We start from the raw sequence: 22,588 nt of genomic DNA, 5'->3' as shown, positions 1-22,588 counted from the left end.
GGGAGGGAACGCACCGCTCGCGCGGTAAACGCCAGCGCCTTCAGTCTACGCCACCACACCCAAATTCTTCGCCGCCTGCCAGTTGCGCCAGAAGTCGTGGGGCATCTGGATGTGCGTCGCGCCCAGGAACGAGAACGCGTCATTGACCGCATTGGAGAACGCCGGCACGCCGCCGACATTGGGGCTTTCGCCGACGCCCTTGGCGCCGATCGGATGGTGCGGCGAAGGCGTCACCGTGAAGTCGGTCTCCCAATGCGGCGTCTCCACCGCGGTCGGCATGAAGAAGTCCATGAACGAGCCGGTGACGACATTGCCCTCAGCGTCGTAGCGGATCTCCTGGCCCATCGCGATGGCGAAGGCTTCGGTGAGGCCGCCATGGATCTGGCCCTCGATGATCATCGGGTTGATGCGGGTGCCGCAATCATCCAGCGCATAGAAGCGTCGGACCTTGTACACGCCCGTATCCACATCGATGTCCATCACGCAGAGATAGGCGCCGAACGGATAGGTCATGTTGGGCGGATCGTAGTAGCTCACCGCCTCCAGCCCCGGCTCCATGCCGGGCGGCACCGAGTTGTAGGCCGCCCAGCAGATGTCCTTCATCGACATCACCTTCTCGGGCAGGCCCTTGACCCGGAAGCCGTCGATGTCCCATTCGAGATCGTCCTCATGGACCTCGAGCTTGTAGGCCGCGATCATCTGCGCCTTGGCCTTGATCTTGCGCGCCGCCATCGCGATGGCCGCGCCTGCCACCGGCGTCGAGCGCGAGCCGTAGGTGCCCAAGCCGTAAGGCGCGGTGTCGGTGTTGCCTTCCTCGACCATGATGTTGTCGGCGGGAATGCCGATCTCGCTGGCGATGATCTGGGCCCAGGTGGTCTCGTGCCCCTGGCCCTGGCTCTTGGTGCCCATCCGCGCGATGCCGGCGCCGGTCGGGTGCAGCCGGATCTCGCAGGAATCGAACATCGCGATCCCCAGGATGTCGCAGTTCTTCGACGGACCGGCGCCGACGATCTCGGTGAAGAAGGAGACGCCGATGCCCATGATCTCGCGGGTCTCGCCGCGCTGGAAGGCGGCGCGCTTCTCGGCCTGCTCCTTGCGGAGACCGGCGTAGTCCACGCTCTCCATCATCTTGCGCATGGCGGTGTGGTAGTCGCCGGAATCGTACTCCCAGCCCAGCGCCGAGTGATAGGGAAACTGCTCCGGCTTGACGAAATTCTTCAGGCGCAGCTCCGCCGGGTCCATGCCGAGCTTCTGCGCCAGAATGTCCATGCCGCGCTCGATGCAATAGGCCGCCTCGGTGACGCGGAACGAGCAGCGATACGCGACGCCGCCGGGCGCCTTGTTGGTGTAGACGCCGTCGACGGAGAGATGCGCGACCGGGAAGTCATAGGAGCCGGTGACGATGTTGAAGAAGCCGGCCGGCCATTTCGACGGGTCGGCGCAGGCGTCGAAGCCGCCATGATCGGCGAGCACGTGGACGCGCAGGCCCGTGACCTTGCCGTCCTTGGTCGCCGCGATCTCGGTGGTCATGTGGTAGTCGCGGGCGAAGGCAGTCGCGGTCAGATTCTCGATGCGGTCCTCGACCCATTTCACCGGCTTGCCCGTGACGATCGAGGCCACCGCGGCGCAGATATAGCCGGGATAGGCGCCGACCTTGTTGCCGAAGCCGCCGCCGATGTCCGGCGCGATGACGTGGATCTTCTGCTCGGGGATCTTGGCGATCAGCGACACCACGGTGCGGATCACATGCGGCGCCTGGAAGGTGCCCCAGATCGTCAGCTCGCCCTTGATCTTGTCGAACGAGCAGACGCACTGGCAGGTCTCGAGCGGCGACGGATGGGTGCGGTGATACGAGATCATCTCCTTGATGGTGACGTCGGCCTTCTTGAACGCGGCGTCGGTGAGCTCCTTGTCACCGACGCTCCATTCGAAGATGTGGTTGTGATGCTTGCGTGGGCCGTGTGCGCCTGTGGTCTTGCCGGCGAGATCCTCGCGCAGAACAGGGGCGTCCGGGTCCATCGCCTTGAACGGATCGACCAGCACCGGCAGCGGCTCGTACTCGACCACCACCTTGGAGACGCCGTCATCGGCGGCATAGCGGTCGGTCGCGACGACGAAGGCGACCTCCTGGTTCTGGAACAGCACCTTGCCGTCGGCGAGCACCATCTGCACGTCGCCGGCCAAGGTCGGCATCCAGGCGAGGTTGACGGTCTTCAGCGTCTCGGCGGTGATGACCGCGAGCACGCCGGGCACTTTCAGCGCCTCCTCGGTGTGGATCGCCTTCACCCGCGCATGCGCATGCGGCGAGCGCACGAAGTCGCCGTGCAGCATGCCCGGCAGCTTGACGTCGTCGACGTAGTTGCCCTTGCCCTGGGTAAAGCGGATGTCCTCGACGCGCTTGCGCCGGCAGCCCATGCCTTCGAGCGCGGCTTCGCGTTGTTCCCGCGTGGGAGTCAGGTCGTTCATTCCGCGGCCTCCTGGAATTCCACGCCATTGATCTTGGCGGCGGCGTATTGGATCGCCTTGACGATGTTCTGGTAGCCGGTGCAGCGGCAGATGTTGCCGGAAATGCCGGCGCGGATCTCCGCCTCCGTCGGCGACGGATTCTCCTGCAGCAGCCGATGCGCGCGGATGATCATGCCGGGCGTGCAGAAGCCGCATTGCAGGCCGTGCATCATACGGAAGCCTTCCTGCAGCGGCGACAGTGTGCCGTCGGCGTTGGCCATGCCCTCGATCGTGGTGATCTCGCAGCCGTTGGCCTGCACCGCGAGCATGGTGCAGCTCTTCACGCTCATGCCGTCGATGTCGATGGTGCAGGCGCCGCAATGGCTTGTCTCGCAGCCGATATGGGTGCCGGTGAGCTGCGCCTGCTCGCGCAGGAAGTGGACCAGCAGCGTGCGCGGCTCGGCGAGGCCTTCGACCTCGCTGCCGTTCACCTTCATCGTGATGTGGGTTTTGGGCATTTGGTGCTCCCTTGAAATTTGTTTGAGCTTTGGCCCGGCTATCAGCCTCCCGGGCGGTGAGCTCCCCTCCCCCTTGCGGGGAGGGGTCGGGGGTGGGGGTCCACGGCGGCAGTCTCGCTTGGGGCTACCCCCCTCCCCGCCCCTCCCCCACAAGGGGGGAGGGAGATGAGAGGACGTGCCGGGGGCGAGAAGGCACCGCATGCGGGCCCGCGGTGTCAGCACACCCTGCTACTTCGCCCTCGCCGCCGCGCGCTGCAGGGCGCGCATGACCATAATGCCGCCGACATGGATGCGGTACTCGGCCGGGCCGCGCGCATCGGACGCCGGCTGCATGATCGCGCGCGCTGCATTCGCAGCGGCCTTCAGCGCGGCATCGTCGAGCGCCGTGCCGATCACGGCGTTCGCCGCGTCGGTCGCGAGCAGCGGCGTCTCGTGCAGATTGGTGAGTGCGATCACACAGCTCGCCACCTTGCCGCCGGCCATGGTCAGCACGACGGCCGCCGCGGCGGTCGCGTAGTCGCCGACCTTGCGCTTCAGCTTCTCATAGGCGTAGCCGTGTCCCGCAGGCGGAACGGGAATGCTCATCCCGGTGAGGATCTCGCCCGGCTCCAGCGCGGTGAAATAGGCGCCCTGGTAGAACTCCCGCGCCGCGACCTCACGGGCGCCGTTCGGCCCCTCCAGACGGTAGCTTGTATCGAGCGCCAGCATCAGCGCCGGCATGTCGTTGCCGGGATCGCCATTGGCGACGTTGCCGCCGAGCGTGCCGCGGTAGCGCACCTGCGGATCGGCGATCAAAAGCGCCGTTTCGTGCAGGATCGGCAGGCTGGCTCCGATCTCGGTCGAGGCCAGCAGCTCGGCCTGCGTGGTCATCGCGCCGATGACGATGCGGTCGCCATCGCGGCGGATGCCCTTGAGCCCGGCGATGCCGTGCAGATCGATCAGATGCGCCGGAGTCGCCAGTCGCAGCTTCATCATGGGCAGCAGGCTGTGGCCGCCGGCGAGCGGTCGCGCGTCATCGCCGAGGTCGGCGAGCAGCTTGATCGCATCGCTGACGCTCGCCGGCCGGTGATAGTCGAACGGGCCAGGAATCATGACGTTTCCTCTCCTGTGCTGGCCTGCCTTATCGGCAAGGCCGTCGCGTTGTTGCGGCGGGCGTTCGTGCTGCGAGAGCGAAGTGCGAACGCGGACGCATCGCGGATTGGCGCGGAGCGTCGATCGGGATCGCTGGCCGCGCAACGAAGCCGGCACGGAGAGCGGCGAAATCGCACGAAATGCGGCTGGTCGCGCACGAATTGCGTCAGCGAGGGCGACCCAATCGCGCGAGTGACGGCGTGAGCGGCCGCGCAAGACGCGCGCGCGGTGTTGCATGCGTTGGGGAGAATGGCGGCGCGCTGTTGCAGCAGCGAAACGAACGCTGAACTCAGGCCGGCCGCCGCAGCCCGAGCCGCGCCTTGACCTCGGCGACCTTGGCGCGGCTCACCGGCACGCGCGGCTTCGAGGGGCCATCGAGCTCGATGATCGCGCCCTCGCCTTCCCGACCGACGTAGATCACATGCTCGATCGCGACGATGTGGCTGCGGTGCACGCGGATGAAGCGGCCGGGATCGAGCTGCGCCTCAGCCTCGGAGATCGACCATGGGCACATCCGCTCGCGGGTGCCGTCGTGGATCCGCGTGTAGTGCGCATCGGCGCGCACGCTGCGCACGTCCCCGGCATCGATGAAATGGGTGCCGTTGGCGCCCTCCAGCGGCAATCGCGCCGCGGTCGCGCGCGGCGGCTGGCCGATGCCCCCCAGCGGCGCCGCCGTCGCCCGGCTCATAGCGGCGACCTCGACCACCGGCTCGGCCGCCGTCGCGGCCGGCTCCGGCGCCAATTGCGGCGCAGCCTCGGCAACGGCCGGCATCGGCTGCGATTGACGGCGCGGGTCCGGCACCAGCGACAGCAAAAATCCGGCGGCGATGACGAAGCACAGCACGGCGACGACGATCGCGAGCGCTTGCGGCGACGCAGCAAGTCCTGGTGCGGCGTGATCGTGTCCCTCGCCCATCGGCACGACATGCATTCCCAGCATCGCCGTGTAATGCATGCCGGACACGGCGATGCCGAACGCAACCGCGCTGATGGCGAGCCGCAGCCCGTCCTGCCGCGCCAGGAAGATGCGCAGGCCGCCATAGGCGGCGCCGATCGCAATCGCCACCGACAGCGCCACCAGCGCCGGATCATGCGTCAGCCCGAATGAGCCGGACAGGCCGTGCATGCCGACATAATGCATGCTGGCGATGCCGGCGCCGAGCAGCAGCGCGGAAGGGACGACGCGCCGGGGGGAGGGATCGCCGATGCTGACGAAGAACAGCGAGATGCCGATCACGAGCGCGCAGATCAGGAACGAGATGATGGTCGGCAGCACCAGATAGACGGCATCAGGCGGCAGTGGCGCCGCCATCATGCCCACGAAATGCATGGTCCAGATGCCCACGGCCAGAATTCCGGCGGCGCCGGACAGCAGCACGCGCGCATTCTCTCCCGGCCCGCTGCGGATGCGCGCGGTGAGACTGAAACCGGTATAGCCACCCAGGCTCGCGATCACGACCGAGAGCGCGACGAGATAAGGATCGTATCCTTCGATCATCCTTGTCGGCCGCCCGTCGCCACGGGCCAGCCTCCTCCCAAGGGAGATTTTACAGGGGTGGCGAGGAAATTGACAACACAAGGCGGGGAGCGTGAGGGGGCGTGTTGTCGCTGGGGGACAAGCGAGGGCGGCAAGCTTGATTGGCGTGGCGCCAGACGTTGGATTCGATCTGGAGCGGCGAACGCGGTGAGTTCCCCTCCCCCTTGCGGGGAGGGGAGCAGGCCGCCGTCGCGGTGAGACCTCGGCTCCCGACACTGAAGCATGTGTGGCCGGCCGTGACCGGCCACACACCGTCCGCCTCAGATAATCCCCGCCGCGACCTGGCTGCGCAGCCGCTCCAGGCTCAGCAGCGTCTCGGCGCAGGCGGTCGCCACCTCGATGCCCTTGATCGCAAAATGTTTGCGGAAGAACTCGAAATGCGCCTGCGTCTCGTGGAATTGCTGCGGCGTCAGCACCGCGGAGAACACTGGCACCTCGGTGCGCAATTGCACGTCCATCAGCGCCTTGATGACGGTGTCGGCGACGAATTCGTGGCGGTAGATGCCGCCGTCGACGACGAGGCCGGCCGCGACGATCGCTGTATAGCGCCGCGTCTTGGCCAGGAGCTGCGCATGCAGCGGGATCTCGAACGAGCCCGGCACCTCGAAGATGTCGACACGATCGCGCGGGATGTGGCGCGCCTCGATCTCGTCGAGGAAGGCCAGACGGCATTCGGCGACGACGTCGCGATGCCAGGCCGATTGCACGAAGGCGACGCGCTGCGGCTTGCTGAAGCGCGGATGCGACGGCGCCGGTGGCGACTCGTCGGGCGGTGACGCGACCGGCGTATCCGCCGGCGGCGACGTTCCTGCGGTGATGGTGTCGGTGGGCGTATCAGTAGGCGCGTCTTGCAACATCTGATTCATGGTTGTCCTCGTCAGAGACCAGAATCAGGGCACACGGAACGACGACGCCCCCACGCTGGATTGCGCGGGGTGCCGGGACCCGTTCTCTTTCATCCGGACTGTGACCGTCGGCTTCGGAATCGCACCGAATCTGCTGACCCTTCTCTGCGCGACACGTTCCGGAGAACAGAATTCTCCAGACCGTGCCTTGCCGAGAAGGCGCTCGCGGGCTCGCGCTCGACCGAGAACGCTTACCGCCGGTGGGGAATTTCGCCCCGCCCTGAGAACATCGGCCGCCCGGATGGACGGCCTGAATGAACTATGCAGGCGGTCGGCGGCTGCGGCAAGGCCTCACGCCCGCGGTCCGCGACGGGCGGCCATGCAGACGCTCACGGCCGTTCCTGCGGCCAAATCACCTCAGACCGAGCGGCTGCGGCGTGTCCGATTCCGTTTTGTTCTCGTTCGCCGATGATTCCACAGGCCGGACAGGAGTTGTGGACGAAGCGGTGTTTGGCTGTGGACGGACTCGCCCCCCCGTTGCGCAGATTCCGCAAATCACATCAGTTTGTCCTCGCACGCCTCGGGGTACCTCCGGGACTGCAAGCCGGGTCGCGAAGCGCCAAGAGGGCGTGGGCCGGGTCGCCGCGTATGTACCAACGAGATCAAGAAGACGAGGTCGAGACGGCATGTCCCTGCTCGAAAGCACTATCGATTCCGCAGATCATCCGCTGAGCGTGGTCGAGACAATTGCGGCCGACAATAATTGGATGTTCGAGCGCTCCGGCGAGGACGAGATCACGATCGCCTCCAAGGGCCAGTGGACCGACTATCAGCTTTCCTTCACCTGGATGGCGGAGATCGAGGCGCTGCATCTGGCCTGTGCCTTCGACATGAAGATTCCCGAGGCGCGCCGCGCCGAGGTGCAGCGGCTGATCGCCGCGATCAACGAGCAGCTCTGGCTCGGCCATTTCGACATCTGGACCCACACCGGCATGGTGATGCACCGCCAGGCCCTGGTGCTGCCCGGCGGGATCACCGCGTCGGGACTGCAATGCGAGAGCATGCTGGCGGGCGCCATCCACGCCTGCGAGCGCTATTTCCCGGCCTTCCAGTTCGTGGTCTGGGCCGGCAAGTCGACCCAGGAGGCCATGGCGGCGGCGCTGTTCGATACAGAGGGCGAGGCGTAAGCCGCCGCCGCTCCATCACACGCGGTGTCGTCCCTGCGCACGCAGGGACCCATACCGCGTGATGTCCGTGTGGCGCGCGACGCTTGTCGCTCTGCCCCTGCTCCACTAGAACCGCCGGTGGTTATGGGTCCCTGCTTTCGCAGGGACGACAGCGGAGTGCGTCGTGACATCAGCGGACAACAACCTGCTTCATCAGCTCACCGGCACCATCGTGCTGGCCGGCGCCGGCAAGATGGGCGGGGCGATGCTGACCGGGTGGTTGGCCGGCGGCCTTGATCCCGCGCGCGTGGTCGTGATCGAGCCGATGCCGTCGGCCGAGATCACGGCGCTAAAGGCCCGAGGCGTCCGCCTCAATCCGACGGCGACCGCGCCGGCCGAGGTCGTCATCGTTGCCGTCAAGCCGCAGATGTTCCCCGACGCCGGCCCCGCCTTGAAGCCGTGGGTCGGCGACGCGACGCTGGTGCTGTCGATCATGGCGGGGACGACGATCGCCGGCCTGCAGCAAACGATCGGCGGCGCGGTCGTGCGCGCCATGCCGAATACGCCCGCCGCGATCGGCCGCGGCATCACCGTGGCGGTGCCGGCCGGCAATGTCAGCGCCGCGCAGCGGGGGCTGACGGACGCGCTGCTGCGTGCCACCGGCGCAGTGGAATGGGTCGACGAGGAGGCGCTGATGGACGCGGTGACTGCCGTGTCCGGCTCGGGGCCCGCCTATGTGTTCCTGCTCGCCGAGGAGCTCGCCCGCGCCGGCGTCGCCGCCGGCCTGCCCGAGTCCCTGGCGACGAAGCTCGCGCGCCACACCGTGTCGGGCGCCGGCGAGCTGCTGCGCCAATCGGACCTGCCGTCCGCCACCCTGCGCCAGAACGTCACCTCGCCGGGCGGCACCACCGCCGCGGCGCTGTCGGTGCTGATGGGAGCCGACGGCTTCCAGCCGCTGCTGACCAAGGCGGTCGCCGCGGCAACGGCGCGTTCGAAAGAGCTCGCGAAGTAGACAACCGCGAGCTGACAGCTCAGCGCGACGGCGTCGGCGGCCCGCCATGCTGCTGGCGCCATTGCAGGAACTGGCGGAACAGCGCGCTGCGCTCAGCCGGATCGTTCGACAGCTGTCCCCCGCTCTGGCGCACGAAGCTCTCGAACTGGGTCTGGCGCACGTCGGCGACCTGTGGTCGCGGCACCATGTTGTGCGCCAGCAGCCACTCTTCCGCGGCCTTGAACCGCTTCCAGTTCGGGATGGCGGCGACGATGCTCGACTCCCGCCATTTCGGATGCCGCGGCGGCTTCATGAACTCGTCGTAGTTGGCGAAGAACGCCTCGACGAAGCGCGCCACCTTTCGGTAGCGCTCGGTATTCTCCGGCCAATTGTAGCTGACGAGCAGCATGCCGATCGCCACCGTCTCGATCGTCTCGCCGGGGTTGAGCAGGTTCGGATATTCCTCGGAGGACAATGTCGTCGGCAGATAGAGGTCCTGCAGCCGACGGTCGTAGGGGATCGTCACCAGGTGCAGCGCGCGGTTGTCGTTCCTGATGTTCCGGGCGAGCTGGAACACCTTGCCGGTGGAGACGATGTAGGCGTCCGCGTCGCCATCGATCAGCTTCTGGATCGATTTGGCGTCATCGGTCGCGTAGTCGAATGACGCCGTCAGGCCGAGCCGGTTGAAGATCACGCGCGCGGAATAGAAGCCGACATCGGTCGGCGCGATGACGCGCTTGCCGTTGAGATCGAAGATCGAGCGGATCGAGGAGCGCGCGATGACATGGATCTCGTTGTGATAGAGCCGCGCGATGTAGCGGAGCTGCGAGGTGATGTCGGGAATGCCGTATTGCAGGCGGTAGAATTCGGGCACGTCGGCGGCGACCGCGCCCATGTCGATGCTCTTCAGGAACAGAATATCGGAGACGTTGCGCACCGGTCCCTTGCCGAGCACCGGCAGCACGCGGACGTTGGTCTGATCATCGAGCACGCGCGCCATGTCCGAGCCAAACACGGAGGTGGCGCCGCCGGCCGGCGCGGTGATGACGGTGACGGTGCCGTCGTTGACGTCGGTCGGGTTGGGCAGCCGCCACACGTCCGGCCCGCTGCCGGGCGCGGGCGACAGCGACGCCGGCAGGCCGGCGGGACGTGGCGGCGCGGGGATCACGGGTGCGCCGTTCGGCCGGGCGGCCGGGGCGACGGGCACGATGATGGAGCGGGTCGCTGCCGGGCGCGGCGGCTGCGGCGGTTGTTGTTGCAGCTGCGGCCAGGCCTGCGCCGATGCCTGGCTCAGCATGAGTCCGGCTGCGAGCGCGGCGAGCGCGACTTGCGAAGCTGCCTTCGTGACGATGGACATAGCGCAACGGCCTCCTGCACCATCGCGATGCCGCCGCAGCGTTCTCGACCCGTCCGGAGCATTCACCTCGAGGCCTGCCTGCGTCAGGCATGCGACGGGCGACCGCGGCCTCGGCTGAGACCTCGCGACAACCAACCTCGCGATGCGGAGCGCGCCCGAGGCCAAATGGCCGCGATCGGCTCCGATCGAGTTCCATAGTTGCGTGACGTGATTCGATCGATTTGCGGCGGCCGCCGGGATTTTGTATGACGACGTGCATATAAGCCGGATATTGGACTCCGGCTGTGGCTCTCGTGCAACGCCTCTTGTTTCAGGCTGCCAGCCGGTGTTGCCGTCGTGCCAGGATCAGCAGCGTCACGACGATGGCCAGGTTCAGACCATTCCACGCGACGCCGTTGGCGAAGGCCGCCGAATAGGACCCGGTGGCGTCGAAGATGACGCCCGAGACCCAGCCGCCGAACGACATGCCGAACACCGAGGCGAAGATGATGATGCCGACCCGGGTGGCGGCCTCGCGCGCCGGCATCGCCTCACGCACGATGATCGCATAGCTCGGTACGATACCGCCCTGGAACAGGCCGAACATGCCCGAGATCAGATAGAGCGACGTCAGGCCGTCGAAGAACAGATAGAACAGCAGCGCAAAACCCTGCGCCAGCGAGCCGATCAGCAAGGTCCTGACGCCGCCGATGCGATCGGCGAGAAAGCCGGAGCCGATCCGGCTGACGATGCCGAGCGCCATCATCAAGGACAGCATCTGCGCGCCGATGGCGACGCCGTAGCCGAGGTCGCCGCAATAGGCGACGATGTGCACCTGCGGCATCGCCATCGCCACGCAGCAGGCGATCGCGGCGACGCTGAGCAGCACCGTCAGCGCATTGGTGGAGATCGGCAACTCCAGTTGCGGCGGCGCCGCGCTGGCATGATTCTGCGCGCCGGCACCATCCATGCGGGCGCGCAACACCAGGAGCAGCGCGCTCATCGTCACCGCGCAGAACACACCGAGCGCGACATGGCTGGCGCGCCAGCCGATCTGCTGCACGCCCCAATTCACCAGCGGCGGCCACACCGTGCCGGCGACGTAGTTGCCGGAGGCGACGATGGTGACGGCGAGGCCGCGATAGCGCACGAACCAGTGCGACGCCTCCGCCATCAGCGGCGCGAAGGTGACGGACGAGCCGAGCCCGACCAGGAAATACACCGCCTGAAACTGCCACAGCGTCACCGAGGCGCCGGCGAGCAGATAGGCCGCGGCCGTCGTCGCGATGCTAAGCGCCATTGCGGTGACGATGCCGAAGCGGTCGGTGATCCGGCCGACGATGACGCCGCCGACGCCGAAGCCGAACATCGTCAGCGTGTAGGCCAGCGAGACCGCGCCGCGGCTGGCGGCGAACTCGGCCTGCACGACCGGCAGGACGACGACGACGGTCCACATCCCCGCGCCGCCGATGGAACCGATGACGAGGGCAAGCGCCAGCCGCGCCCAGGCCTGGCGCGAGTCCGGAATGAAATGAGGCGCTTCCTCGAATCTTGTATTGGGTCCGTGCACGATTTCAGCAACTTCGTTGCCGCACCGCATCAGGTCAAGCCACATTGCTGCGGCAATGGGCATGCAGAAGCAGCGCAACAGGAGGGATCTGCACGATCACGGTTCGGCCCTCTTGGCGGCGCAACGCTTTATCATTAGGTTGCGCGCCGGATTGGAGTGATTGGCCGCGCATGTCGTTGGGACTGACACGGAAGATGCTGATGGTGGCAGGACGGCTGCTCGTCCTTGCTTACCTCGTCTGCGTGGTCAGCCCCGGCGTGGCGCTCGCGCTCGGCGCGGGGGCGGCGCCCTGTCTCGACGAGACCGTCGTTGGCGCTGTGGTCTCGCCTCATGATGCGGCTCGCCACGAGATGGTCATGATGGCGATGCCACAGACAATTGCGGCGCACGTCCATCATCATGCTCACCCTGTCGCAGACGCCGGGATGCACGCTCCAGCTTCCGCACCGTCGCACCACGATCATGGCAAGATGCCGGGCCCGTGCTGCGCCATGATGTGCGCCGTGGGCCTGGCCGCCACGCTGCCGGCAGTCGCCCTCCCCGCCCGCCTCGCTGCCACCGGCGTCGTTGCGCGCGACGAAGGCCTGCCCGGCCGCACGCCGCCGCGCCTGTACCGTCCCCCCATCGTCCTGGCCTGAGCGAACGACCCCGGCTTCGCGCGCAAATGACGCGCGGCCGCTCGCGTTTCATCAGACCAAGGATACCTCATGTTGTCGCAATCCAGGGCGACGCCCGCTGCCGCATGTCCGGCGCGGCGCAGCCTGCCATTCTCCGTCGTCGCCAGCGCATTGACGCTGCTTGCCGCGACGAGCCTCGCCGCCTGCCAGCCGCGCACGGTCGCGTTAGCCGGGGCTGATCCGGCCGATCCGGCGGCGAACGCTGCGCCCGTGCGCATGTCGGGCGTCGTCGGACCCTACACGCCGCTGCGCCCGGCCGCGCCGGCCGCATGGGGCCAGCGCACCGACCCCGGCGCACCGCGCCCTGAGCCGAGCCGCTAAGGAGCGCCACATGCAGGGGACCATCAGGCTCGCGGCCCTCGCCGCAGCACTTGCGCTCGCAGGCTGTGCCTCGTTCTCGCCGGACGGCGGCATGAGCGCCGTCGCGGACATCGCCGGCCACATCACCGGCAAGGAGGTCGCCTCGGTGAGAGGCGATGACGATGCTGAGCGCGTCCGCGCCGCGACGCGCCGGCTGCTCGCCCGGCCCTTGTCGGCCGATGCCGCCGTGCAGGTCGCGCTGTTCAACAACAAGGGCCTGCAGGCCGCCTACAACGCCCTCGCGCTCAGCGAGGCGGACATGGTGGAGGCCAGCCTGCCGCCCAACCCGACCTTCTCCCTCATGCGCATCAGCGGCGACGGCGCGCTGGAGGCCGAGCGTCAGGTCGCCGGCGACATCCTGGCGCTCGCCACCTTGCCGCTGCGCTCGGAGATCGCGCGCGAGCGGTTTCGCCAGGCACAATTGAAGGCCGCGCTGGCGACACTGCGGCTCGCCGCCGAGGTCCGCCGCGCGCATGTGCGCGCCGTCGCCGCCAACGAGCTGGTCGGCCTTCTCGTCGAGGCGCAATCGGCCGCGGAGGCGACCGCGAAGCTCGCCTCGAAGCTCGGCGAGACCGGCGCGCTCAACCGGCTCGATCAGGCGCGCGAGCAGGTGTTCTATGCCGAGACCACGGCCGAGCTCGCCACCGCCCGCCGTGCCGCAGGAAGCGCCCGCGAGCGGCTGATCCGTCTGATGGGCCTGTGGGGCGACGATCTGAATTTCCGCCTGCCCGATCGGTTGCCGGCGCTGCCGCGCCGCCCGCTGAGCCAGCCCTTCGTCGAGGCCGATGCCGTCGGCCATCGCATCGATCTGCAGGTCGCCCGCCTCGAGCTCACGGCGCTCGCCACCGCGCTGCAGCTCAGCGAGGCGACGCGCTTCGTCACGTTGCTCGATCTCGCCGGTCTCGACCGCAAGACCGTCGAGCCCGACGGCCGCATCATCCGCGAACGCGGCTACGACGTGCAGTTCCAGATCCCGATCTTCGACGGCGGCGAGGTCCGCGTGCGGCAGGCGGCCGAGACCTACAACATCGCCTTCAACCGCCTGACCGAGCGCGCCGTCACCGTCCGCTCCGAGGCGCGCGACGCCTATCGCAGCTACCGCGCGGCCTTCGACATCGCCGGCCATTACGCCCGCGAGGTGCTGCCGCTGCGCCGGATCATCAGCGAGGAGATGCAGCTGCGCTATTCCAGCATGCAGGTCGACATCTTCGCGCTGCTGCTCGAGGCGCGGCAGCGCCTGGCCTCGCGCCGCGCCGCGATCGACGCCGTCAGAGACTTCTTCCTCGCCGAGGCCGAGCTGTCGGCCGCCGTCAATGGCGGAGTCGCGAGCGGCGAAGACAGCGCACAGCAGACCGCGAGCGCGCTCGCGCCAAGCAACGACTGAGAGGAGAGCCAACATGTTGTCCCGCCGAACCCTGCTCGGCTCCGCGGCGCTGGCCGGCGCCTCCGCCGTCTCCGGCCGCGTCCAGGCTGCTTCCATTCCGGAGGCGCCGACCATGGACAAGGCCGTGATGCAGCCGCCGCTGCATCCCAGCGCCGGCCCCGACTATCAGCCGGTGGTCACGCTCAACGGCTGGTCGCTGCCGTTCCGCATGAACGGCGACTGGAAGGAATTCCATCTCGTCGCCGAGCCGGTCACGCGCGAGTTCGCGCCCGGCATGACCACGCATCTGTGGGGCTACAACGGCCAATCGCCGGGCCCGACCATCGAGGCGGTCGAGGGCGACAAGCTCAGGATCTTCGTCACCAACAAATTGCCGGAATACACCACCGTGCACTGGCACGGCGTGATCCTGCCCTGCGGCATGGACGGCGTCGGCGGACTGACGCAGCCGCACATCAAGCCCGGCAAGACCTTCGTCTACGAGTTCGAGATGAAGCATGCCGGCACCTTCATGTATCACCCGCACGCCGACGAGATGGTGCAGATGGCGATGGGCATGATGGGCATGATCGTCGTGCATCCGCGCGACAACCTGCCGCCGCCGGTCGACCGCGACTTCGTATTCGTGATGTCGACCTACCGCATCGAGCCCGGCAGCTATCTGCCGAAGGTCAACGAGATGACCGACTTCAACATGTGGACCTGGAATGCGCGGGTGTTTCCCGGCATCGATTCCTTGCCGGTGCGGCTCGGCGATCGCGTCCGCATCCGCATCGGCAATCTCACCATGACCAACCATCCGATCCACCTCCACGGCCACAAGTTCAAGGTGATCGGCACCGACGGCGGCTGGCTTCCCGAAACGGCGCAATTCCCGGAGACCACGACCGACGTGCCGGTCGGCGCGGTGCGCGTGCTCGACTTCACCGCCGACAACCCCGGCGACTGGGCGTTCCATTGCCACAAGTCGCATCACACGATGAATGCGATGGGCCACGACATGCGCAACCTGATCGGCGTGCCGCGCAAGGAGCTGGCCGCCGCCGTCGGCAAGCTCGCGCCCGACGGCATGGTGATGGGCAACACCGGCATGGCGATGGGCAACATGGAGATGCCGGCCCCCGACAACACGCTGCCGATGATGACCGGCAGCGGCCAGTTCGGGCCGATCGAGATGGGCGGCATGTTCACGACCGTGAAGGTGCGCGAGGGCCTCGCCCGCGACGACTACCGCGATCCCGGCCCGTATCAGTTCCCCAAGGGCACCGTGGCCTACGAGGTCGCAAGCGCGCCGGAGCCGGTGCGGCGAAGCGACGGCGCACCGACGCAGGTCCGCACCCAGCGCTGAATTCACCAAACACCGCATCAACCGACGACCACCATCAGGAGATATCCATGAAGACTGCATTCGCGATCAGCGCAATGGCGGCGGCGGCCGCTCTGATCGTCGCACCGGCCCGTGGCCATGAGCAGCACGGATCGCGCGGCTATTCCGCCGGTGAGCCGGGTGATCCCAAGCAGCCGTCACGCACCATCGAGGTGCTGCTGAGCGAGATGGAGTTCACGCCGGCGCGCATCGAGGTGAAGCGCGGCGAGCAGATCCGCTTCGTGCTGCGCAACACCGGCAAGGAGGATCACGAGTTCCTGCTCGCCACCAAGGCCGAGAACCTGAAGCACGCCGCGGTCATGAAGAAGCACCCGCATATGGAGCACGACGAGCCCAACGGCGCCCGGCTCGCGCCGAACAAGACCGCCGAGCTGCTGTGGCGGTTCACCAAGCCCGGCACGTTCGAATATTCCTGCCTGATCCCAGATCATCGCGAGTTCGGCATGACCGGCCACGTTGCCGTGAAGTGACGGATGAAGCCGTCTTGACAACGCGTAGGGCGGATCATCGCCGCGTCATTCGCCCTACGCCTCGCCATGAGTTCACCAGTAGAAGGAAACACATCATGAAGACGTTCTCTCGGCTCACGACCGCCGCCGCGTTGGTTCTCGCTCTCGCGACCCCTGCCCTCGCCGCCGAGGCGATCAGCGGCGACGTCAAGAAGGTCGATGAGGCCAACGCCAAGATCACCCTCCACCACGGCCCGGCCAAGAGTCTTGGCATGGACGAGGCCATGACCATGGTCTACCGCGTCAAGGACGCTGCGCTGCTGAAAGGCCTCAAGGCCGGCGACAAGGTGAAGTTCGAGGCGGTCGAGGACGCCTCCGGCTACACGGTGACCAAGATCGAGAAGGGCAAGTAGCAACGGGCACCCGGCTGCTTTGCCCAACCGCTAGATCACGCTGCGATTCCACGGAATCGCAGCATGATCTCATCTCCTTGTTTGAGCATGATCTCCGCGCAAACGCTTTCGGCGTTTGTCGCGGGGGAAAACCGGTTTCCGCTTTTCCCGATCATGCTCTACAGCCTCGCCCCGGCGAATATCCCCGTGATCCAGTCGAGGAACACGCGCAGCCGCAGCGTCATCTGCCGGTTCTGCGGATACAGCGCGTGCAGCGGCGTCGGTGATGGCGGCGTGTCGGCGAGGATCTCGACCAGGCTGCCATCCGCCAGATCCGGCGCGAAGCGATAGCGCGGCGCCTGCACCAGGCCGAGGCCGAGCCGGGCGAGGTCCATCATCGTGTCCGAATTGTTGACCATGACCCGGCTCGGCAGAACCAGATGGCGCAGCGTTCCGCCGCAGGTGAATTCGAGCGGCAGCACCTCGCCGGTGCGCGACGAGATGAAGCCGACCATGCGGTGGCCGTCGAGATCATCAGGTCCAGCCGGCGTTCCGTGCTCGCGCAGATAGGCCGGGCTGGCAACGGTGATCTCCTCGATCGTGCCGAGCCGGCGCTGGATCATGCCGCTCGCCTCCGGCTCGCCGGAGCGGATCACACAATCGACACCCTCACGCACGAGATCGACCAGGCGGTCGCCCTGGCCGATGCGCAGATCGAGCCGCGGATGCGCGGCGAGAAACGCGGGCAGATGCGGCAGCAGGAACGTCCGCGTCAGCAGCGGGTGCGCGTCGATGCGCAGCAGGCCACGCGGGCGCGAGTCGCGCAGGGCAGTCTCGGCCTCCTCGATGTCGGCGAGGATGCCGACGCAGCGCCGGTAGTACTCCTCGCCGTCCAATGTCGGGGTGACGTGGCGCGTGGTGCGCTCGATCAGCCGGATGCCGAGCCGCGCTTCGAGCTCCTTCAGCACCTCGCTCGCCGTCGAGCGCGGCAGGCCTAGATCGGCGGCCGCGGCGGTGAAGCTGCGGCGCTCGACGACGCGAATGAACAGACGCATGGCATCCAGGCGATCCATAGCGATTGTTCGCCCAGGCCGACATCTGATGTCAAGACAAGGCCGATTATACGGACCAGGCGATCAGCTATGCCCTCTCGCATTGAAACGAGGGAGACTGACCATGCCCAACTCTTCATCCCAGGTCGCGATCATCACCGGCGGCTCGCGCGGGATCGGCGCGGCCATCGCCGAACGCCTCGCCGCTGACGGCGTCGCGGTCGTCATCAACTATGCCCGGGCCGAGCAGGCCGCGGCGCACATGGTGCAGCGGATCGAAGCGACCGGCGGCCGCGCGCGCGCCGTGCAGGCCGACATTGCCGATCCCGCCAGCGCGGCGGCGCTGTTTGACGCCGCCGAGCAGGCCTTTGGCGGCGTCGACATCCTGGTCAACAATGCCGGCACCATGGCGCTCGGTGCGTTCGCGGAGCTGAGCGACGCAGATGTCGCGCGCCAGTTCGAGGTGAATGTCGCAGGCGTGTTCCGAACCCTGCGCGAGGCGGCGCGGCGACTCCGCGACGGCGGCCGCATCGTCAATTTCTCCTCCAGCGTGGTCGGCCTCTATCAGCCGCGCTACGGCGCCTATGCCGCGACCAAGACCGCGGTGGAAGCCATGACCCATGTGCTCGCCAAGGAGCTGGCGCCACGCGGCATCACGGTCAACGCGGTGGCACCGGGGCCGACCGAGACCGAGATGTTCCTGAACGGCAAGACCGACGCGCAACTGCGCGCGATGGCGGCCGCGAACCCGTTCGGCCGCTTTGGACAGCCGCGCGAGATTGCCGACGTGGTGGCGTTCCTGGCGAGCCCGCAGGCCGGCTGGGTCAACGGCCAGGTCGTGCGCGTCAATGGCGGCGTCATCTGACATCGCGCCGTTTTCACCCGCCGGCTGATGCCGGCCCAATACCGAAGGAGTCCCCATGCCGTTCGCCAACATCAAGGTGCCGCAGGCCGCGCTGACCAGCGCGCAGAAGGAGGAGATCGTGCATCGCGTGACCGCGATGTTCGTCGATTACTTCAGCGAAGCCGCGCGTCCGCACGCGATGGTACTGATCGAAGAGGTGCCCGACGGCGGCTATGGCCGCGCCGACGAGGTATTCGTGATCCCGCAAGCCTATCGCGCGGCGACGTGAGCCGCGGGCCGCGGCCGCGCTCCTCGCATTGCCCGCGATTCCCTGACAGGGCGGATGAACATCAGCGTCATCCGCCATCCCATGGATCGCCAGGCCCGCGGCGGATCGCGATGCGCTGATCCGCCCTACGCGAGCCGGCCCATCTCTCTCACCGTCATTCCGGGCTCGCGCTAGCGCGAGCCCCGGAATCCACGACCACGACCGTCAGCCACGATCTTCTCTCACAATGACGGCCTGTGGTTATGGATGCCGGGCTCATTCACGGGCGCCAGGTTCGCCCGCGAATGCCCGGAATGACGTGCGGATGGATCGCGCGGTGATCCGACAACCGGACATGTTGGCGCTTCGATCTCGATCGTATGGTCAGCCTCCTCACACGGAGCGCGCCATGAAGGCCTATCTCGTCCTCGATCTCGCGGTTCACGACTTCCCGGCATTCAAGACCTATATCGACGCGATCCCCGCCTTCATCGCCTGGCACGTTGGCCACACGATGCCGCTAGAGCACTGGCTGCGCTGATTGAAGAGGTTCGCCTGTCTACCAGACGCCAGGGATAAGACCGTGCGACCTTGCGGCGCTTTTCTGTTACTTGGACGCTTCGGTCGGTTCGGCCGCGGGCTCCGTCACAAGCACAACGGCTTCGTCCGGGATGTATATGTCTTGAGCCGGCATGCTCTTCAGCTTGCCGAGCAGGTAGGCGTTCTTGCTCGCGCGAGAGCCAAATACCTGAATGGCCTCACCGGGGTTCTTACGAATGAAATCCTCAACCGCTTTCAGGCCAGCACGAGTGATGTATTTGCGGCCCATTTTCTTCTCCACGACACAGTGGACGTTGTCGCCGTCGATCTTCAGGTGGCGGAGCAGCAGCGTCACCTGGGGCGGGTGAATCCGAGGAATGCCGTACACATCCCTCACCACCGCCGACAGCATCCTTGCCGCTTCGGTCGGGATGTTCTTGTCTTCATCCTCAAGGGGGGCATGAACGACCTGCTGGAGGTCAACGTTACCCATGACCACGTAAGCCGGCGCACCCGCTTCCTGTACGATCTGGCCCTTGTCGATGAAGGCGAGGCCCTTGGCAGTCTCCTTCGACATGAAGATGCGCGAATGCGGAGCCGACATGTCAACGATGCCGGCGTTTTCCAGCCCAACCTTCTGGATGACCTGCAGGGTCTCCATCATCTTGCGCAGGTATTGGGTCTCGCGCTCGACCAGCATGTTGTGCAGTTCGGCAAAGCCGATGGTGCGGGTCTGGCCAGCATAGCGGTAGTAGATGGCGCCTTCCTGGATGACGCCAACGTCCTTCTTGCCCGCTTTCTTGTCTTCGGCCACCTTCGACCGAGTGCGCTTGCAGATAACCGGCTTGTGGAGGCAGGGATTTACGCCAACCGCATACAGGGTAGCCTTGCCAACCGTGTATTCGCGGATGGTGAAGGGGAGCTCCGGATCGAAATCATCCCGTAGCCGGTTAGCCCAATTGGCCTCATCGGTCATGTCCTGCGCGCCGATGATGTTGCGTGGCTTGTTGCTCACGCCGAAGATGATCACGCCGCCCAAGGCGTTCGCGAAAGAGGCCAGCACCTTGGTGTAGTCCGACAGGTCAGCGGAGATGAAGCCTTCCTTGAACTCAAGCCGCTTGCCCTCGCGGCTTGTTACCGCGCCGGTATCCGCATCGAACTGAACCAGCTCAGTGAAATCCGCTGGCAAGGCAAGCATGACAGCACCACAACGGAAGGGTGTAAAGGTCGGCCCGCCGCCGTCACCTCAAATACACATTATATATGAAAGTAACCGCGATTCCCACGATAGCGACGATGCCGATCGGCCCGCGCCGCGCTCTGGCGATACCAAACAGGAGCACCAGCGTCGCCCGTCCGGGGCCAAGCGCCTGCGACAAGGCAGGGCCGTGCGACATGACCTGGCTGAGGTCACACTCGACCGGCGGCGGCTTAGCCGGCTTCTTCGGTACGGGCAGCTCGTCACTCATGGGGCACGCTGACTCCTATAGTTCGTCCTCGGTTCGCTTGGCCGGCAAGATTCGGTTTTCAGATAACCTTCGTGCCACGTCGCCGAACATTTCCTGGGCAGTCGGTCTGCGGTCTCTGGCCATAACCTCGATTGTGTCGTCCAGCACGCGCTCGAAGTCCTTTTCCTGGATGTATTGGATGCGTGCCCACGCGTAGGGCTTCAGCTTCTCTACCAGCGGCGCCATATCGTATTCCTGCAGATCGTCGCGGCTGCGGCGAGGTGCCTTGGCAATAAACTTGTTCTCGATGAGCCAGGACAACGCACGCTGCACGGTCCGCTCGCTTATGCCCATGCGCCTCGCGATCGTGCTGGTACGGGGTCGTGGCATCCGGCCGTTCGAATGCCAGTGCGCGATGATGTTGAGGAGCACGTTGAGGTGCTCGCTGGAGATTTTGAGGTCTGCCTGATGCAGCAGCAGCACATACGGCAGGGTCAGGAAGCCGGGATCGGTTACGTAATCCCATTTCGCCCTGACGCGGCTCGGCCGCCTCGGCTCGCCGGTTTCGGTGATGGTCATGGGGCCTCGTCGTGATCGTGGGCTGATTTGTAGTCAAAAAACGATAGGACGGCATGTGTTCTTTTCAGTAAAATGACAAAATTGGCGGATTTTTGCGAGCTCGGCATACTTCTGTCTTCTCCTGATATCGAGCGCAGGCTCAGTGCGGTTCTTTGATACCGCTAACCGGGTTACAATCAGGGGGTGAACGGGGGAAAGCAGCGACGAAACGTCCGGACGGGAAGCCGGTCGGTCAGCCATTTGAGCTTGGTCAGTCGGGCAACCCTAACGGCCGTCCCCCTTGCAGTCCCAACCTCGAAGCCCGACGACACCAAGCTTCCCCAGCCGATAGCCGGCTGACGCCAGACGTGCCCAGTGCGGCGAGGAGAAGAAGGCCATCGACGCCGTCTTCATTGTCGGCCTGCTGCAGGCGCTCCAGGGCGACAAGGTGTGGGCGCAGTTCCTCGTAGAACGCCGCTGGGGCAAGGTGCCGGACAAGTTGGAGGGTGGCGACCCGGCCAATCCTCTGCAGGTCAGCAGGAAGCCTGAAGTCGTTCTAATGCGGCCGAAGGAAAGCCCGGCCTTACGATCAGGATAACCAATGGCCTGCGCGTGCACCCGGAGCCCCGTATCTCTGCGCAAGCCTCGAACAACGTGCTGAAGTGCGGAAGTGCCTTAAGCCTGTCGCCAATCGCGCGGCTGACGCTGAGCGGCATAGCCGAGCAGAAGCCGCCGAGCAACTTCGACGGGCTGTTGGGGTGACACGCGAAACCGGCTCGGGTGCGATGCTTGTGGATCATCGAACAACTCGACGAGGTCAGTGCCAAGCCGCCCCTGCTGCTATGGTACAAATCCATGCAACTCACGTTTGCGAGGAAGGCAAGGAGCGATGGCGTTATTCTCAGGCTGGAGTCTGAGCGACAAGATTGCGGCAGTAGCAAGCCTCGTCGCATTCCTCCAATTTTGCGCACTGATCGCCACTATCTTTTACACGGTTCGAAACGGCCGGCGCCAACTGCGCGCCTACATCCACACATTGGGCAAAAACATTCTTGTTCAGGACGACGAAGCCGATCGCTTTGTTCACAGCTTCACTACCACCAACGCAGGCCAAACACCTGCTTACAAGTTACACGTTGAGGCGGTCACTAAGCCTCTGCCCCATCCCCTCCCGAGGGATTTTGACTTTGCCCAACTCTTTATGCCAAAGGGCAGAAATCCGAGCGTGATGATGGTTGGACCTCATAGGTCTATCGACCATGACAGCCACGCTGATACAATCCTGTCATCCTCCGAGATGATCCGCATCAAGACCCCTGAAAGCGGGATGCGGCTCTACACCGTCGGAAAGATCAACTACGAAGATTGTTTTGGGCGGCGGCGTTTCACGAACTTCTGCTACTTCCTCGAATGGCAGATCACCCCGAAGGGCCATTCCTTCAGCGTTCATCCGAGTGAACATAACGACGCGAATTGAGCGACGGCTCGCCAGCCTGAAATCCGCTCGCCCGACGTCGTGATCCGGAATTCGACTTGGTCGACCAACCGGCGGAGCCCCATCTGGTAATCCCCTGTGTAGCACGACGCTCGCCCGGACGACGACAATGGAACTGCGAGAACTCTGCCCAAAGATTTCTATTTCATTTTTCCCGAAATCATGTATATCTCTCCCCGTCCTGCTTCCGCCGGA

23 protein-coding genes and 1 riboswitch are annotated in these 22,588 nt (G+C 66.0%); of the genes, 12 read left to right on the top strand and 11 right to left on the bottom strand.

Annotated features, from left to right (window positions below; all coding sequences use genetic code 11):
• Positions 1 to 45 precede the first annotated feature (45 nt).
• The 5 genes from QX048_RS02680 to QX048_RS02660 form a co-directional block, all read right to left on the bottom strand.
• Positions 46 to 2,466: an aerobic carbon-monoxide dehydrogenase large subunit gene (locus QX048_RS02680; protein WP_315826171.1), complete on the bottom strand. Its 2,421-nt coding sequence runs from the start codon at positions 2,464 to 2,466 to the stop codon at positions 46 to 48.
• Positions 2,463 to 2,963, bottom strand: a complete 501-nt coding sequence (locus tag QX048_RS02675) for a (2Fe-2S)-binding protein (protein ID WP_315714063.1) — start codon at positions 2,961 to 2,963, stop codon at positions 2,463 to 2,465. The genes QX048_RS02680 and QX048_RS02675 overlap by 4 nt, the downstream gene beginning before the upstream one ends.
• A gap of 228 nt (positions 2,964 to 3,191) precedes the next feature.
• A complete protein-coding gene (locus QX048_RS02670; RefSeq protein ID WP_316191565.1) occupies positions 3,192 to 4,055 on the bottom strand; it encodes a xanthine dehydrogenase family protein subunit M in 864 nt (287 codons plus the stop codon).
• A gap of 328 nt (positions 4,056 to 4,383) precedes the next feature.
• Positions 4,384 to 5,592 (bottom strand): MHYT domain-containing protein, encoded by a 1,209-nt coding sequence (locus tag QX048_RS02665; protein ID WP_315826168.1) that lies wholly within the window; start codon positions 5,590 to 5,592, stop codon positions 4,384 to 4,386.
• Positions 5,593 to 5,891: 299 nt separating this feature from the next.
• The gene (locus QX048_RS02660; RefSeq protein ID WP_315714060.1) at positions 5,892 to 6,497 is read right to left on the bottom strand and encodes a 6,7-dimethyl-8-ribityllumazine synthase; all 606 of its coding nucleotides are present in this window, start codon (positions 6,495 to 6,497) and stop codon (positions 5,892 to 5,894) included.
• A gap of 77 nt (positions 6,498 to 6,574) precedes the next feature.
• Positions 6,575 to 6,768, bottom strand: a riboswitch (FMN riboswitch).
• 394 nt (positions 6,769 to 7,162) lie between these two features.
• Here QX048_RS02660 and QX048_RS02655 point away from each other — a divergent pair.
• Both QX048_RS02655 and proC read left to right on the top strand, forming a co-directional pair.
• Positions 7,163 to 7,663 carry a YbjN domain-containing protein gene (locus QX048_RS02655; RefSeq protein ID WP_315714059.1) on the top strand — a complete coding sequence of 167 codons (501 nt, stop codon included), beginning with the start codon at positions 7,163 to 7,165 and terminating at the stop codon, positions 7,661 to 7,663.
• A 163-nt stretch (positions 7,664 to 7,826) separates the two neighbouring features.
• Complete coding sequence (gene proC / locus QX048_RS02650) at positions 7,827 to 8,654, top strand: pyrroline-5-carboxylate reductase (RefSeq protein WP_315826166.1); 828 nt, start codon at positions 7,827 to 7,829, stop codon at positions 8,652 to 8,654.
• 19 nt (positions 8,655 to 8,673) lie between these two features.
• Here proC and QX048_RS02645 read toward each other — a convergent pair whose 3' ends face one another.
• Together QX048_RS02645 and QX048_RS02640 are read right to left on the bottom strand one after the other, a co-directional pair.
• Positions 8,674 to 9,990 (bottom strand): TAXI family TRAP transporter solute-binding subunit, encoded by a 1,317-nt coding sequence (locus tag QX048_RS02645; protein WP_315826165.1) that lies wholly within the window; start codon positions 9,988 to 9,990, stop codon positions 8,674 to 8,676.
• Between the two features lie 310 nt (positions 9,991 to 10,300).
• On the bottom strand, positions 10,301 to 11,539 hold the full coding sequence (locus QX048_RS02640) for an MFS transporter (RefSeq protein ID WP_316166490.1): 1,239 nt from the start codon (positions 11,537 to 11,539) through the stop codon (positions 10,301 to 10,303).
• Between the two features lie 170 nt (positions 11,540 to 11,709).
• On the opposite strand from QX048_RS02640, the gene QX048_RS02635 reads away from it, so the two are divergent.
• The 6 genes from QX048_RS02635 to QX048_RS02610 all read left to right on the top strand — a co-directional run bounded on the left by QX048_RS02635 (position 11,710) and on the right by QX048_RS02610 (position 16,209).
• On the top strand, positions 11,710 to 12,177 hold the full coding sequence (locus QX048_RS02635) for a hypothetical protein (protein ID WP_316191566.1): 468 nt from the start codon (positions 11,710 to 11,712) through the stop codon (positions 12,175 to 12,177).
• A 69-nt stretch (positions 12,178 to 12,246) separates the two neighbouring features.
• The gene (locus QX048_RS02630) at positions 12,247 to 12,537 is read left to right on the top strand and encodes a hypothetical protein (protein WP_316191567.1); all 291 of its coding nucleotides are present in this window, start codon (positions 12,247 to 12,249) and stop codon (positions 12,535 to 12,537) included.
• A 10-nt stretch (positions 12,538 to 12,547) separates the two neighbouring features.
• Positions 12,548 to 13,960, top strand: a complete 1,413-nt coding sequence (locus QX048_RS02625) for a TolC family protein (protein ID WP_316191568.1) — start codon at positions 12,548 to 12,550, stop codon at positions 13,958 to 13,960.
• A gap of 13 nt (positions 13,961 to 13,973) precedes the next feature.
• The gene (locus QX048_RS02620) at positions 13,974 to 15,308 is read left to right on the top strand and encodes a copper oxidase (RefSeq protein WP_316191569.1); all 1,335 of its coding nucleotides are present in this window, start codon (positions 13,974 to 13,976) and stop codon (positions 15,306 to 15,308) included.
• Positions 15,309 to 15,355: 47 nt separating this feature from the next.
• Positions 15,356 to 15,817 carry a cupredoxin family protein gene (locus QX048_RS02615; protein WP_316191570.1) on the top strand — a complete coding sequence of 154 codons (462 nt, stop codon included), beginning with the start codon at positions 15,356 to 15,358 and terminating at the stop codon, positions 15,815 to 15,817.
• 95 nt (positions 15,818 to 15,912) lie between these two features.
• A complete protein-coding gene (locus QX048_RS02610) occupies positions 15,913 to 16,209 on the top strand; it encodes a copper-binding protein (RefSeq protein WP_316200322.1) in 297 nt (98 codons plus the stop codon).
• A 158-nt stretch (positions 16,210 to 16,367) separates the two neighbouring features.
• Here the strand turns inward: QX048_RS02610 and QX048_RS02605 are convergent, their stop codons facing one another.
• Entirely contained in the window at positions 16,368 to 17,261 is an 894-nt protein-coding gene (locus tag QX048_RS02605) for a LysR family transcriptional regulator (protein ID WP_316191572.1), read from the bottom strand.
• Positions 17,262 to 17,364: 103 nt separating this feature from the next.
• Between QX048_RS02605 and QX048_RS02600 the strand changes: the two genes are divergently transcribed.
• From QX048_RS02600 to QX048_RS02590, 3 genes are all read left to right on the top strand, one after another.
• A complete protein-coding gene (locus tag QX048_RS02600; protein ID WP_316191573.1) occupies positions 17,365 to 18,105 on the top strand; it encodes an SDR family oxidoreductase in 741 nt (246 codons plus the stop codon).
• Positions 18,106 to 18,160: 55 nt separating this feature from the next.
• On the top strand, positions 18,161 to 18,373 hold the full coding sequence (locus tag QX048_RS02595; protein WP_316177521.1) for a 4-oxalocrotonate tautomerase family protein: 213 nt from the start codon (positions 18,161 to 18,163) through the stop codon (positions 18,371 to 18,373).
• A gap of 388 nt (positions 18,374 to 18,761) precedes the next feature.
• Positions 18,762 to 18,893, top strand: a complete 132-nt coding sequence (locus QX048_RS02590) for a hypothetical protein (protein WP_316191574.1) — start codon at positions 18,762 to 18,764, stop codon at positions 18,891 to 18,893.
• A 66-nt stretch (positions 18,894 to 18,959) separates the two neighbouring features.
• Here QX048_RS02590 and QX048_RS02585 read toward each other — a convergent pair whose 3' ends face one another.
• Genes QX048_RS02585 through QX048_RS02575 form a run of 3 tightly spaced genes read right to left on the bottom strand, consistent with a single transcriptional unit; the run spans position 18,960 to position 20,919 of the window.
• Positions 18,960 to 20,090, bottom strand: a complete 1,131-nt coding sequence (locus tag QX048_RS02585; RefSeq protein WP_316177519.1) for an ATP-binding protein — start codon at positions 20,088 to 20,090, stop codon at positions 18,960 to 18,962.
• A gap of 43 nt (positions 20,091 to 20,133) precedes the next feature.
• Complete coding sequence (locus QX048_RS02580) at positions 20,134 to 20,361, bottom strand: hypothetical protein (RefSeq protein WP_316177517.1); 228 nt, start codon at positions 20,359 to 20,361, stop codon at positions 20,134 to 20,136.
• Between the two features lie 15 nt (positions 20,362 to 20,376).
• Positions 20,377 to 20,919: a helix-turn-helix domain-containing protein gene (locus tag QX048_RS02575; RefSeq protein WP_316191575.1), complete on the bottom strand. Its 543-nt coding sequence runs from the start codon at positions 20,917 to 20,919 to the stop codon at positions 20,377 to 20,379.
• An 868-nt stretch (positions 20,920 to 21,787) separates the two neighbouring features.
• On the opposite strand from QX048_RS02575, the gene QX048_RS02570 reads away from it, so the two are divergent.
• Positions 21,788 to 22,375 carry a hypothetical protein gene (locus QX048_RS02570; protein WP_316191576.1) on the top strand — a complete coding sequence of 196 codons (588 nt, stop codon included), beginning with the start codon at positions 21,788 to 21,790 and terminating at the stop codon, positions 22,373 to 22,375.
• Positions 22,376 to 22,588: the final 213 nt, after the last annotated feature.

Origin of the sequence: Bradyrhizobium sp. SZCCHNS30572, assembly GCF_032484415.1 — a bacterium.
Lineage (GTDB): Bacteria > Pseudomonadota > Alphaproteobacteria > Rhizobiales > Xanthobacteraceae > Bradyrhizobium.
The sequence above is the reverse complement of the archived record's forward strand: the minus strand, read 5'-3'. Positions and strand labels throughout refer to the sequence as shown.